This is a genomic window from Mycobacterium sp. 236(2023) (genome assembly GCF_029623955.1).
Taxonomy (GTDB): domain Bacteria; phylum Actinomycetota; class Actinomycetes; order Mycobacteriales; family Mycobacteriaceae; genus Mycobacterium.
On sequence record NZ_JARSBP010000013.1, the window covers coordinates 16904 to 30341 of the forward strand.

At 65.9% G+C, this 13438-nt stretch carries 13 protein-coding genes; 9 read left to right on the plus strand and 4 right to left on the minus strand.

Annotated features, from left to right (window positions below; all coding sequences use genetic code 11):
- Nucleotides 1–51: 51 nt before the first annotated feature.
- Genes P9A17_RS31345 through P9A17_RS31355 form a run of 3 tightly spaced genes read left to right on the plus strand, consistent with a single transcriptional unit; the run spans nucleotide 52 to nucleotide 2721 of the window.
- Nucleotides 52–486, plus strand: coding sequence for an SRPBCC family protein (locus P9A17_RS31345; protein WP_278042705.1), 435 nt, complete (start codon nucleotides 52–54; stop codon nucleotides 484–486).
- Nucleotides 483–1676, plus strand: a complete 1194-nt coding sequence (locus P9A17_RS31350; protein ID WP_278042706.1) for an acyl-CoA dehydrogenase family protein — start codon at nucleotides 483–485, stop codon at nucleotides 1674–1676. The genes P9A17_RS31345 and P9A17_RS31350 overlap by 4 nt, the downstream gene beginning before the upstream one ends.
- A complete protein-coding gene (locus P9A17_RS31355) occupies nucleotides 1666–2721 on the plus strand; it encodes an acyl-CoA dehydrogenase family protein (protein WP_278042707.1) in 1056 nt (351 codons plus the stop codon). Before P9A17_RS31350 ends, P9A17_RS31355 begins: the two co-directional genes overlap by 11 nt.
- A 9-nt stretch (nucleotides 2722–2730) precedes the next feature.
- On the opposite strand, the gene P9A17_RS31360 is transcribed toward P9A17_RS31355, so the two are convergent.
- Genes P9A17_RS31360 through P9A17_RS31370 form a run of 3 tightly spaced genes read right to left on the minus strand, consistent with a single transcriptional unit; the run spans nucleotide 2731 to nucleotide 5655 of the window.
- Complete coding sequence (locus P9A17_RS31360; protein ID WP_278042708.1) at nucleotides 2731–3180, minus strand: nuclear transport factor 2 family protein; 450 nt, start codon at nucleotides 3178–3180, stop codon at nucleotides 2731–2733.
- A complete protein-coding gene (locus P9A17_RS31365; RefSeq protein WP_278042709.1) occupies nucleotides 3177–4397 on the minus strand; it encodes a cytochrome P450 in 1221 nt (406 codons plus the stop codon). Before P9A17_RS31365 ends, P9A17_RS31360 begins: the two co-directional genes overlap by 4 nt.
- 43 nt (nucleotides 4398–4440) lie before the next feature.
- Nucleotides 4441–5655 (minus strand): cytochrome P450, encoded by a 1215-nt coding sequence (locus tag P9A17_RS31370; protein WP_278042710.1) that lies wholly within the window; start codon nucleotides 5653–5655, stop codon nucleotides 4441–4443.
- A gap of 130 nt (nucleotides 5656–5785) precedes the next feature.
- Here P9A17_RS31370 and P9A17_RS31375 point away from each other — a divergent pair, with 130 nt between their 5' ends.
- Genes P9A17_RS31375 through P9A17_RS31385 form a run of 3 tightly spaced genes read left to right on the plus strand, consistent with a single transcriptional unit; the run spans nucleotide 5786 to nucleotide 9208 of the window.
- Nucleotides 5786–7876 carry a CoA transferase gene (locus P9A17_RS31375; RefSeq protein WP_278042711.1) on the plus strand — a complete coding sequence of 697 codons (2091 nt, stop codon included), beginning with the start codon at nucleotides 5786–5788 and terminating at the stop codon, nucleotides 7874–7876.
- A complete protein-coding gene (locus P9A17_RS31380) occupies nucleotides 7854–8093 on the plus strand; it encodes a hypothetical protein (RefSeq protein ID WP_278042712.1) in 240 nt (79 codons plus the stop codon). Before P9A17_RS31375 ends, P9A17_RS31380 begins: the two co-directional genes overlap by 23 nt.
- Nucleotides 8090–9208, plus strand: a complete 1119-nt coding sequence (locus tag P9A17_RS31385; protein WP_278042713.1) for a thiolase family protein — start codon at nucleotides 8090–8092, stop codon at nucleotides 9206–9208. Before P9A17_RS31380 ends, P9A17_RS31385 begins: the two co-directional genes overlap by 4 nt.
- On the opposite strand, the gene P9A17_RS31390 is transcribed toward P9A17_RS31385, so the two are convergent.
- A complete protein-coding gene (locus P9A17_RS31390; RefSeq protein ID WP_278042714.1) occupies nucleotides 9209–10429 on the minus strand; it encodes a CoA transferase in 1221 nt (406 codons plus the stop codon).
- A 115-nt stretch (nucleotides 10430–10544) separates the two neighbouring features.
- Between P9A17_RS31390 and P9A17_RS31395 the strand changes: the two genes are divergently transcribed.
- From P9A17_RS31395 to P9A17_RS31405, 3 genes are read left to right on the plus strand one after another with little or no spacing between them, the layout of a single operon-like run.
- Entirely contained in the window at nucleotides 10545–11768 is a 1224-nt protein-coding gene (locus tag P9A17_RS31395) for a CoA transferase (RefSeq protein ID WP_278042716.1), read from the plus strand.
- Nucleotides 11769–11773: 5 nt separating this feature from the next.
- Nucleotides 11774–12985, plus strand: a complete 1212-nt coding sequence (locus tag P9A17_RS31400; protein ID WP_278042781.1) for a CoA transferase — start codon at nucleotides 11774–11776, stop codon at nucleotides 12983–12985.
- Nucleotides 12982–13437, plus strand: coding sequence for a VOC family protein (locus P9A17_RS31405; RefSeq protein ID WP_278042717.1), 456 nt, complete (start codon nucleotides 12982–12984; stop codon nucleotides 13435–13437). The genes P9A17_RS31400 and P9A17_RS31405 overlap by 4 nt, the downstream gene beginning before the upstream one ends.
- Nucleotide 13438: the final 1 nt, after the last annotated feature.

Here is a 13438-nt window from a genome sequence, read left to right on the forward strand (position 1 = left end):
ACATCGGAACACTATCCGATTAAGTGTTCACTCGACTGCTAATGTCTGGCCATGCCTCGCATCGCGATCGTCAAAGAGGTCGACGCACCAGCCGCCGCCGTCTGGGCGCTTCTCGCCGACTTCGCCGACGTCAGTTGGATACCGGTCGCAAAGCGTGTCGAGATTGCCGGCGAGGGCATCGGGATGAGCAGGTCGATCTACGGCGGCGGCGACATTCCCGCGGTCGAGACACTGACGTTGCTCGACCACCACCAAATGCGACTCGGCTACTCGATCGCCGACGTTCCCCTACCGGTCTCTCGGTTCGAGGCACTCGTCAGCGTTGCACCCGTGGAGTCGAGTGCCGCGATCACGTTCGACGTGGATTACGACCCCCTCGGCCCGAACGAGGTCGACGCCGATGCGGCCGCAGAGGCGGTCGAAGCCGTCTACGGGATGATCGCGGGTTGGCTCGCAGACGCCGCCACCGTGCGAGAACGACCGTGACCGAGCGCGATTACGGCGTGGGGCTGTCCGCGGCGGACCGCGACTTTCGCGATGAGGTCAGGGCCTTCCTCACGGCCGCGCTAGCGCAGGACGTCCGCGCCGTCGCCGGTAGCGAGACCGCTCGTCTGGATCGAATGCGGTTGTGGCAGAAACGGCTTCACGAGGCCGGGCTCGCCGCCATCTCCTGGCCGACAGAGTTCGGTGGCCGTAGTGCAACGCCCGTGCAGCAGCTGATATTCAACGCGGAGATGGCGGCAGCCCGCACCCCCGAGCCCATCAACCGCAGCGCCATCAACCAGCTCGGTCCGACGATCATCCAGTGGGGCACAGACGATCAGCGCGCGTACTATTTACCGCGCATTCTGTCGGCCGAGGACGTGTGGTGTCAGGGGTTCAGCGAACCCGGTGCGGGCAGCGACCTGGCCTCACTCTCGACGCAGGCCGTCATCGACGGCGAGGAACTCGTCATCACCGGCCAGAAAGTGTGGACCTCGAAGGCGCACTACGCCAATCGCATCTATCTGCTCGCACGCACGGACCCCGAAGCCGAACCGCGCAAGGGCATCAGTTACGTGCTCGCCGATCTCGACACCACAGGGATCGACGTGCGCCCGATTCGTCAGATATCCGGCGACGCCGAGTTCAGCGAGGTGTTCTTCGATGCCGCCCGGGTTCCGATCCGCAACGTGCTGGGCCCGCTGCACGACGGCTGGAGGGTCGCCAAGTCGACGCTCGGCTACGAGCGCGTCGGCCAGAGCCGCACGCACCGCATAGAGCGCCGCCTGCGCATCCTCATCGACATGGCGCGCGAAGGTGACCACCTCAGCGCCAACGGATTCGATGACGACTACATCGCCGATCACCTGGTGCGCTTCACCGCCCAGGTGGAGGCGCTGCGGCAGATCGCGGCTCAGGCGACAGCCGCAGGCGTTCGCGGAGTCAGCCCCGGACCCGAGGCGTCGATGGCCAAGCTGCTCACCTCGGAGGTCGATCAGGCAATGGCCACCTTTGGCCTCGACCTGGCCGGGGCCGCCGGTGTTCTCGAACGCGGTTCGCCGTCGGCTGCGAAGAAGGGAAACGTAGCCAAGAGTTACCTGCTGATGCGCGCCGCGACGTTCGGGGCCGGAACCTCTGAGATACAGCGCAATGTCGTCGCCGAGAGACTGTTGGGGCTGCCTCGTGACCCATGAACTCGAACCGTCCCTGCACGACATCGCCGATATCGCAGTAGAACTCGCCGAACTGCGTACGACTGCCGATGACATCCTCGCCCGGATGTGGTCGGTCGGCCGCACGCGCGCACTGCTCGACTCGTCGGGCCCCGCCTACGACGATGACCTGTGGAAGGCGGTCATCGAACTGGGCTGGGCGGACGTCCTCGTCGACGAATCGCGGGGTGGCGGCGGGGGCGGCATGCGCGAACTGTGCGTACTCGCCGAGGCCTCCGGAGCGGCTGCGCTCCCCGTGTCACTTGCGGCTTCCGCGGCGGCGAACTGGTGCGAGGGGCGGTGTGCGAAGGGCGTCACTGTGATTATGGGCCCTGCCGACGCAGTACTCAGCGGAGACGAAGTATCCGGCCGCTGGCCACTCGTCCCCTTCGCAGGTGTAGCGGACAGAATGCTGGTGATCGCCCGACGCGATGGTGAAACCGTGCTCGGGATCGTCGAGGCCGACGCCCGGGGTGTGCGTAGAGAACTCGAGCAGCCACTCGATCACAGCCCCGCGGCGACCGTGACGCTCGATGGAGCGCCGTTCCGCCCGTTGACGTCCGGTGAGGATGCCGTGCGCCGCCATCGCGAGGCGACAAGCAGAGCGCGGCTTGCGACCGTGGCGGAGTTGATCGGGATCGCCTCCGCCGCAAACGATGCTGCGGTCGAGTACGCCAAGATGCGCGTGACATTCGGACGACCGATCGGAGCTCGGCAGGCGATCAAGCACCGCCTCGTCGATCAGCGCTGTGCGATCGAGGTCGCTCGCGCTTTGGTGAACCGAGCCGCCGACGCGTGCGATCTGGGCCATCCCGACCGCGATGCTCTGGTGTCTCTCGCCGTGTTCTGGGCGATCGACTCGTTGCGTCGCGTACCTGAAGGGGCTACGCAGGTGTTCGGGGGGATCGCCTACACCTGGGAGCACGATGCACATGTACATCTGCGGCGCGCGGCGACCAGAGTGGCGACGCTCGGCTCTCGGGCCCAGCACCGCGCCGTGGTGACGGAGTGGACTGGCATGCGTTGACGAATCCCGTCAGGCGGGATCGGGCCTGCCGAATTCCATGATGAGGTGCGTCAGACGCAGCTCAGCGATACGCCAGGACCCTTCGGCGCGCACCCACCGATCGTGGTAGTGGCCGAACGCCGTCAACGACGTCCCGTTCTCCCAGACCACTCTCTCTTGCACCGCCCAGATCGCCCGCACCTCATCGGCGGAGACGACTTCGAATTCCGGTGAGTGCACCTGATGGGCGGTCATCGCCTCGGCGACCGCAGATCTGACCGCGGTGAGCACATCGCCGCGGCCCACGATCGCCACCGATGACGGATCGTCTCCGGCGAGATCGAAGGCGACGTCCTCGGTGAGCAGGTCACCGAGAGCTGACCACGCCTTGGTGTCCATCAATCGGCAGTACTGCGCCTTCGCCTGTTCCAGTTGCGAATACACGATCAGCGCTTCGAGGTCACCTCCCGAATCGGTCACGTCAGCTCGAGTTCGAGGTGGTCAAGCCGTCGCACCAAGATGCTGGGCAGCCAACGGCCCACTTCCACGGCCCTGATCCAGCCGGTGCGCTCCAACGTTGTGCGCAACACTGTCATCGCCTCCAGCCGAGCGAGCGCGGCACCGACGCAGAAGTGCGCACCCTTGCCAAAAGTCATGTGGCTCTTGCCCCGTGGGCGGTCCAGCCGGAACTGGTCCGGGTCATCGAACTGACTCGGATCGCGGTTGACGGCGCCCCACAGCAGCAGTAGCCGCGACCCGGCAGACAGCGGTACTCCCCCGAGCGTGGTGTCGGAGACGACGTGCCGGTAATGCCCACGGAATGGAGGTTCGAATCTCAGAGTCTCCTCGATGAAGGCGGGCAGCAGTTCGGGCTCGTCCCTCAGCCTGCGCTGCACATCGCGACGGGTGGCCAGCAGCCACATCGCTGTGCCTAGGAGCGAGGCAGTCGATTCGCCGCCCGCACTGAATAGGGTCAGCATGATCACCCGCGCCGACGTGTCATCAAGCCGACCTGACCCGCATGCCGTCGCGAGGTCGCCCAGCAGATTGTCGCCGGGATCGGCTGCAGCGCGCTCGAAGTGCTCGCTGATGTAGCCGCTGAGTTCGACCGCGGCCATGGCTGCTGCGTTCAGCTGTTCTGCGGAGACCAGTCCGTCGAGCAGTTGCGTGGTGGCGTATCCGGACGCGATGAGCATGTCGACATCCTCGGCAGGCAAGCCGATGATCCGCGCCACCACCATCATCGGGAACCGATTCGCGACCGAGCTCATCCATTCGATGCGACCGGCCTCAATACCGTTGGTCAGCAGCCCATTAGCCGTCTCACCGACGAACTGCTGGGCTGAGTTGATGCGCTTGGCGGCGAGCTGCGGAACGAGCATCTTGCGGTGCAGCGCGTGCGCCGGGTCATCGGCTGTCGCCAAGACGTGCGACGCCCCGCCCAGCCCCTCCATTTCCACCGCGCCGACCCCATCCTCTGGCGAGTACGTCATGGCGGCAGTCAGATTCGACGAAAAGATCTCGGGCCGCGCGATGGCCTCGTTGACTTCGTCCCAACCGCATACGACGTGGAAGGACGAATCTCCGATGCGGTGCACTGGCCCCGTCGCCCGCAGCCGGTCGTACAACGGGTAGGGATCCTGGATGTTGGCGTCGTCGAAGAAGTCGATGGTGCCACGCTCGCTGCGTACCGTCATCGTCGCGGGTACCTTCCAGCCTGAACGTGTGCGTCGCCGAAGATCAGCGGTAGTCCAGAGTGACCGGCAGTCGATCGTAGGTGTGCACGAGAGACGATGGCCGAAGTACACCCTCGCCCGTAACGCGAAGTCCCTTCGTCCGCTTGATCAATTCATCGAGAACGACGCGGGCTTCACGCCGGGCCAGTGCGGCGCCCATGCAGAAGTGCTCTCCCACTCCGAAACCGAGGTGTCCCGCGGCGTCGGCGCGGTGGACATCGAATTGTTCGGCGGTCGGGCCCCAGTGGTCGACGTCGCGGTTGGCAGAGGCGTACGCCAGCAGGAGACCGTCGCCTTCGCGAATCGTTCCACCGCGCACGTCGATGTCCTGCGCGGCTTGACGCGCCATGCTCATCACGGGCGTCCACCAACGCAGCACCTCCTCCACCGCGTTGTTGCCCACCTCGGGATCGGCGAGCGCTTGCTGGGCTTGGTCGGGATGCATGTCGAAACACGCTGCGATGCCGGCGATCAGACTCTGGGTGGTTTCGCTGCCGGCAGCGAGCAGGGTGAGCGCGTACGTCATCACCTGGATCTCGTTGAACGGCTCACCGTCGATACGCACTTGGGACAGCATCGACAGCAGATCGTCGGTGGGCGCGCTCGCGCGCTCGGCGACGAGCGCCATCAGATAGGGCGCCACCTCTCCGAAGATGGTCTCCATGTCACTGTCGTCGGCCACACCGCTGCCGACCTTGGCGATCGTGGTGGCCCAGCCCGCCACCTTGGCCCAGTCCTCCTCCGGCACGCCGAGGAGGTGGGCGAAGACGTACACGGGGAACGGTTCAGCGACCCGCTCGATCCAGTCGAACTCGCCATCGGGCAGGTCGTCGAAGATCGAGGCGATCACCTCGCGAACACGTGTCTCTATCTTGGCCACGGCCGCCGGGGTGAAGCGCACGCCGATCGCCTTGCGGTGCGCACGATGCTCCGGTGGGTCCATGAAGAGGATCCCGCGGCCGCCGTACCCCTGTGGGTCACGACCCTCGCGATGCGCGATCAGGTCCATCATGATCGCGATACGTTCGGACTTGAACTTCTCGGGCCGTGCGGAGATCGTCTTGATGTCGTCGTATTTGGTGACGACCCAGAACTTGCCCTGCTCATACCAGTGCACCGGGTCGGTCTCACGCAGCTGTCGGAACGTCGCGTTGGGGTCACCGAGGTAGAACGAAGCGTCGTCAAAACGGGCTTCGGACAGGGCTGTGGTCGTCACCATTCCTGAACAATAGAACATTGTGTGTGAATGTGTGAAGCACGTCTCCGTGCGGTGGGGTTGGACAACAATCGGACGGATACTGTTCAATTGTTGCGTTATGACGACCCACGATGGCAGGAGCTGACGCGAGTTGACCGACGCTGTGCCGTCCTCGGGGTTTCTCTCGGGTATCCGGGTGCTGCAAGACGGCAACGGCGTGACCGGATCTGCGGCCGCTGCGTTGCTCACATTGCTAGGCGCTGATGTCACCCGAACAGCACCGACGCGCAGCGGCCGAGCTGGGCCGCTCATTGCCACGTCCAACGGGACGGCGGCGGCCGTAGACCTCGTACTGGACCGCGGGAAGAACGTGTTGGCCGGGGGGACCGACGCGGACCCGGCCGACTACGACATCGTCATCACCGACGGCGCCGCCTCACCCGTGGTCCCCCGTGACGGGCTTGTGCTCGTCACGGTGTCGCCTTTTGGTGCGACCGGCCCGCTGCGCCACAGGCCCGGGGGCGAGATCACCATGCAGGCCAGCGGCGGCCTGCTGGCCACCATCGAGGACGCCGACGGCGTTCCGGTGCCGGCGCCGGGTTACGTCGCATCAAAGGCTGCGGGCGCGGTGACGGCACTGGCGGCCCTGCACGGGTTGGATCGCCGCAACCGCGGCGGAGGCGCCGTCGTGGTCGACGTGTCAGCGCAAGAGGCGGTCATCTTCACGGCGGCTTTGCCGGAGTGTGCGCACGTCCTGTACCGATGCCCCGGCCGGGCGGGAAGCGGACGCTATCTCGCGCCGTCGGGGGTATTCCCCTGTCGCGACGGCCTGGTCCGTATCACCGCCGTGGAGAACCATCAGTGGAAGGGACTTCGGGCCGCCCTCGGCGACCCGGAGTGGGCAGTCGGGCTGGACGAGCGGCCCGCCCGCATCGAGAACGCCGACACCATCAACGCCCGCGTGACCGAGTGGACCTCCGAAAGGCGCAAGGCTGACTGTGCAGACCTGCTGCAGGCCCACGGCGTGCCCTCCACTCCGGTCAATCACCCCTCCGAGCTCCTCGCATCGCCACAAATCGCGTACCGCGGGTCGCTGCATTCCGTTCAACTCGACGGAACCGACACCGTGGTCCTCGGTCCGCCATGGTCCATCAACCGGGGGTCCCCGACCGCGCAGGCGCGGCGGCAGGGGCTCGCCGGCCTGCGCATCGCCGAACTGACCCATGTTCTGGCGGGCCCGATCGTAGGTGCGCTGCTTGGTGCCATGGGCGCCACCGTGGCCCGAATCGAGGACCCCGAACGACTCGACATATACCGCCGCAGTGGGCCGTTCGCTGATGGTGTCGCAGGCCCGGAGCGGGGCGCCTACTACGCCGTGGCCAATCATTCCAAGCGCAGCGTGTTGCTCGATCCGGCGCGCGCCCGCGAAGACGTGGCTGCCATCCTCGCCGATTCGGACGTGCTGATCGAGAACGTGGGCTCCTCTCGGCTGCTGCGGCTCGCGGTTGACCCGGGCCAGCTCGCCGAATCGGGGCGGTTGACGCTGCGTGTCTCAGGCTTCGGCTCAGATGGCCCGCTGGCGGGATACCGCGTGTACGCCAACAATGTTCAGTCCTATGGCGGGCTCGCAGGCCTGACCACGGCAGTTGACGGGACTCCCGCGCGCTTGGCGACCGTGCTCGCAGACCCCCTGTCGTCGGTGGTCGGCGCCGTGGTGATCGCCGCGTGGGCGATTGGGCCGTGTCGAGGCGCCGGAGCGGTCGTCGATCTCTCGATGGCCGAGGTGGTGGCATCGACCGTGTCCGAGTTCGTGGCGGCCGCGATGACCGAACACCAGTCGCCGTGCGATTCCGTAGCCCGCGGTGTCCACCGCGCCACCGACAATCGTTGGGTCGCAGTCGAACTGCGCGATGAACAGCGGCAACCAGAACAGGCCGAGTTCGTGGCGATGCTCATCGCCACGAACCGGGCCGACGACGCAGCCTTCAAACTGCAGGGTGCAGGCATCGAAGCCGCGGTCATCCGCCGCGCCGACGAACTGGTCACCGACCCGCACCTGGCAGCTCGCGGATTCTTCCCCGAGATCGCACATCCCGACCCCGATCTCGGCACCGGCCAGCTGGTCGGGTTGCCGTGGCGGTTCTCCGGCGAGGGCCCGGTGCCACTCGCACCGCCGCCCGCACTCGGGAGTTCGACTGCCGACTACACGAGGACATCGCATGCCGACACCACCACCATCTGATCGCGCCACCGTGTGGTCATCGACGTTCATTCCGTCGAGGTCGCCGTTTTCTGATTTCGGTACCGACGGCTACAGCGTCGCGTGGGTCGACACCACCGAGGGACGCATCCAGGTGCTGGTCGAAGGCGACCGACCGGCTCCGGGCACCATCGGTGCGGTGGTTGTGAGGACCCTCGACGAGCAGGCGGTCAACGTCTTCTCCGCGGGTGCCGCATGAACACGACATATCTCACCGGAGTCGGGGTCACTGAGTTCGGCAGACATGGCGAGATCCCGCTGTCGGACCTCGGTGTCGCTGCGGCTCGAAAAGCCTTGGCGGACGCCGATATCGACTATGCCGAGGTCGGCGAGGTGTTCACCGCGTCGGCGCTGGCACCGCCCCAGACAGGCTTGAAGGTCGCCCTTGCGTTGGGGCGCACAGGGATTCCCGTCACCGCGACTGAAAGCGCCTCGGCAGGCGGTCTTGTCGCGCTTCGCCACGCTGTGTGGGCGGTCGCGTCCGGACGCTGTCGAACAGCCTTGGCGATCGGCTACGAGAAGACAACCGCGCTGGAACCGGGCGGTGTCGTTCCCGCTGCGGTCGGCTTCTGGGATCGCTTCCCCCCGCAAACCCACTATGCGATCGAAGCGGCACGGTGGCTGTACGACTCAGGCTGCGGGCCCGATGTCATCGCAGCGGTGGCGGCCAAGTCGCACAACCACGCCCGGCTGAACCCGCTGGCGGCCAGGCGAAGCGTCGACCCGGTGACCGTCGCCGACGTCCTCGGCGCGCGCATGGTGGCCGACCCCCTGACCAAGATGATGTGCCACGCCTCCGTCGACGGAGGCGCGGCAGTGGTCGTCACTGCCCAACCACGCCCCCGGTCGGTATCGGTGCTGTCTATCGAACAGACCAGCTGGCCAGCAGATCCGGCCTGGCCGCTCGTCGGGCCCGTCGTGGGGCCGCCGTCGCAGTTGACTCTTACCGCTCAACGGGCGTACGCGGCGGCCGGCGTGACGCCTCCCGACATCGACGTGGTATCCCTGCACGACATGTGCGCCAGTGAGGAGATCACGGCTCTCGTGGCGATGGGACTGGCCGACTCATCCGACATCGTGAAGCTGGCCGAGGCCGGCGCCCTCGCCTACGACGGTGCACTCCCGGTGAACACCGACGGCGGCTGCATCGCACGTGGCCACCCGATCGGCGCCACTGGCCTCGCGCAAACCGCGGAGGTGGTCGTCCAACTTCGCGGCGAGGCGGAGCACCGACAGGTGCGCAGTCCGCGCATCGGGTTGGTTCAGGCCGTGGGAGGCGGTGGCTCGTGTGCCGCCGCCGTCCTCAGAGCGTGATCACGCGATCGCGCCACTCTCCTTGAGCGCTAAGATCCGGTCCCAGTCGCCGCCCAGTTCAAGAATGAGTTCCTCGGTGTGGGAAGCAAATTCGGGCATCGGGTTCAGCGACAACGGCGTCTCGTCATAGAGCACCGGGCTCGCCACCAGATCGAAGGTCTGCCCGCCCTGTTCCACCGCGACGACATTGCCGTTGGCGCGGACCTGCGGGTCGATCGCCACCTCGGCGGTATTCTGCACCGGCGCCCACTGCCCATCGAAGCCATCGAGGACTGTCCGCCAGTGCTCCAATGGGCGGGCGCCAAGAGTCACGCGCAGCACCTCGATCGCGGCAGGTGCGTTGGCGGCGAGCAAGGCGTGACTTGCAAATCGTTCGTCGGTGGCGAGTTCGGGCACGCCGATCCGACGACAGAACTCGGCGAAGTAGCGGAACCCCTGCAACATCGACACTCCGAGGAACCTGCCGTCCGATGTCCGGTAGAACCCGACCAGCGGATTGTTCGGCGTGACGTTTGCCCCGCTCGGATTGGTCTGCCACGGGGTTCCGCTCGCCAGTGCCGCGTTGATCGCGACCCCTGACGCCCACACGCCCACGCCCAACAGCGAGATGTCCACCACCCGAGCCGTTCCGGTGCGCTCGCGTTCGAACAGCGCCGCCGCGATTCCACCGGCGATGGTCATACCGCCGATCGAATCGCCGTATGCCGGACCCGGCTGGGGCACCACACCGTCCAGATCGCACGGCGTCGACCCGAGTGCTCCGGCGGCGCGGCTCCAGAAACCGGTCATGTCATAGCCACCTTTGCCCGCGTCCGGACCCAATGGCCCGTAGGCACTCCCGCGGGCATAGATGATGTCGGGGTTCTCCGCCCGCACATCGTCGACGTCGATCCGCAGCTTCTTCCGCGCATCCGGCAGAAAGTTGGTCAGGAACACGTCGCTGGAGCGCGCGATTTCCATGAGTAGTTCATGCCCGTCGGGTGTCGACATATCCAGGGCCACCGACCGTTTGCCGCGATTTGCATGCTCCATCACCGGGTTTCGGTCGCCCTCGACGGTGATGTGCCCGAGTTGCCGCAGACCGCGCTGCGAGTCACCCGTCTGGGGGTGCTCAATCTTGATGACGTCTGCCCCCCAGTCCGCCATAACCGCGCCTGCTGCAGGCACAAAGGTCCACTGGGCCACTTCGAGGACACGCACTCCGGACATCGGTCCGCTCATCGATCATCCACTCCGTTCGCTCCACACGTCCCTGGGGTCAGACCGCGCCACACGGGACCGCCATCATAACTGTACAAAAGAACACAAAGTGTTTATTTGCGATATGGTAGCGGCCGTGGCAAGTGCGTTGTCACACCTTCGGGTGTGCGATCTCAGTGGACAATTGGCGGGCGCAGGCGCGACCAAGATACTCGCCGCGTTCGGCGCCCAGGTCATCCGCGTCGAGGATCCGGCGACCCGCGGCATGTGGGACGCACTGCGCGGGGTGGGGCCGTACGTCGACGACCGCCGCGGGGTGGATCTGGGCGCCGGATTCAACAACCACAACGTCGGCAAACAGGGCGTCACGATCAACCTGCGCACCGACGAGGGCGCGCGGTTGCTCCGTGAACTCGTCGCCGTCAGCGATGTCGTGTGCGAGAACTTCGCCGCGGGCGTGATGGACAAACGCGGTTTCGGATACGAGGACCTCAAGGCCATCAAGCCCGATATCGTCTATGTGTCGAACTGCGGATTCGGCCACACCGGACCGTATCGCGACTTCAAGACGTGGGGCCCCATCGTGCAGGCGGTCAGTGGACTGACGGCGACGTCTGGACTACCCAACACCGAGCCGGCGGGCTGGGGCTTCTCGTATATGGACCATGGGTCCGCGTTCTACATGACAGTGGCAATCCTGGCCGCACTGCACCATCGCGAACGCGCGGGCGAGGGTCAGCACGTCGACTTGGCCACGGTGCCCGCCGGAATTGCGATGCTACCGACCGAAATTCTGGAATGGACCGTAAATGGGCGCGCCACGGGGCCGGGCGGAAACCGCGCCGACTTCGGCGAGTGCGCGCCCCACGGCGTCTATCCGTGTCTCGGCGACGATCGGTGGATCGCGATGGCCTGCCGTGACGATCGAGAGGTCGCCCTGCTGGCGAAGGTGCTCGACGAGCCGGCGTTGACCGCCGACAGGTTCGCCACCCTCGCGCAGCGACTAGCTGCGGCCGCTGAACTCGACGCGATCATCGGCGCCGCCACTTCGACGAGGGTGGCCGGTAGCCTCGCCGACGACCTCATCGACATCGGTATCCCGGCGAGTGTGGTCAAGAGCCCACCGGAGAGAATCGACGGTGATCTGGATCTCGCACGAGATGGCTTGTTTCCCACAGTGTCTCACCCCGACATCGGCACAGTCCGGGTGGAAGGGATCCCCATGACGTTCTCGGCGACACCGTGGAGCATCGACAGGAGCGCGCCCAAACTTGGTCAGCACAACCGCGAGATCTTTGGAGGGCTCCTCGGCCACAGCGATCAGACCCTCGATGACTGGGCCGAAAGAGGTGTGATCTGAGCGCGCTGGCTGATCTTCGTGTCATCGAGATCAGCGATCAATACACCCCGATCGCGGGCCGCACGCTGGCTGAGCTCGGCGCCGAAGTGATCGTCGTCGAACCCCCCACCGGTTCGCCGCACCGGCGACGTCCACCGTTCGTCGACGACGAACCCGGTGCCGACCGTAGCCTGCGCTGGTGGGGAGGTAACGCCGGAAAGCGCAGCGTTACAGTAGATCTCGATACGGAATCCGGAACGGAATCGCTGAATCGCCTGATCGCGAGTGCCGACATCGTCTTCGCGGCAGGTGATCTGGTAGCGGGCGGAGCGCTCGCCTACCCCGATATCGCTGCCCGACAACCGCAATTGATCTGGGTGTCGATCACCCCGTTCGGCGTCGGCAGTGCGCGTGCCGAAGACCCGGTGACCGACCTGACCGTCCTGGCCGGTGGTGGGCCGATGTGGAACTGTGGGTACGACGACCACTCGATTCCTCCGATGCGCGGTTCCGGCGACCAGTCCGCGAACATCGGCGGCATGTACGGCGCCATCGGTGCCCTGATCGCGCTGTCGCACCGCGATCACACCGGCGTCGGTCAGTTCATAGACGTCAATGTCACGGCCGCCTGCAATGTGACGTGCGAGCAGACCACCTACCACTGGCTGGTCAATCAAGCGGTGTGCGTTCGGCAGACCGGGCGGCACGCCTTCCCCACGCCCAGCGCCCCTGTGCAAGTCCGTTGCGCCGACGGGTCCTACGCAACAACCGGCGTCCTGCCACGCAAGCCTGAGGATTTCGCGGGCCTCGTCAACTGGCTCAACGACCTTGCGCTGACGGAAGAGCTCCCTGAAACGTTCTTCCTGGAGCTGGCGGCGTCGCGTGACCGCCCGGTAGATCTTGCCGCCATAGGTGAGGACGACGAGACAACTGCGATTCTCGGCGCAGCGCGCGAAGCCATCAACTTGATCGCCTCACGGCTACCCGCCAAGCAGTTCTTCATCGAGAGCCAGCGACGAGGCTTCGCTGCAGGCGCAATTCTGCTACCACACGAGGCCTTTGACGACGAGCACACCGTCGCGCGCGGCATGCACGTGCCGGTGGAACATCCCGAACTCGATCGCACCGTCGTGTATCCAGGGGCGCCGTATCTGTTCAGCGCCAGTCCGGTAGCGCCCACCACCCGGGCGCCACTGCTCGGCGATCACAACTCGATACTCGACGACATCGCACAATGACCGCAGGATTGCGCCTCACCCACGTGGGCCTGTGCGTACGCGATATCGATGTCGCGACCACTTTCTACTGTGCAGCACTCGGTTTCGAGAGAGTCGGTGGTATGCACGTCGATGACAACGCATCGGCTCGTCTGCTCGACGTCGACGGCCTCGTGCTGGAGCTCGTGTATCTGCAGCGCGACGGCTTTCGTCTGGAACTGCTCGGATACACCGCGCCCGGCACGACCGGTGACACCGAACCTCGTGCAATGAACCAACTCGGTTTCACGCACCTGTCGTTCCGGGTGGACGACCCCGACGCGCTCACCGAGGCCGTCATACGGTACGGCGGACGCCTGCTCGCCCATCGTTCCGTCGCCTTCGAGGGTGGCAACCGGGGTCTGATGTTGACCGATCCGGACGGCAATCTTTTGGAACTCATCGAACGCGTCCAACGAATGACAGGCGACTGAT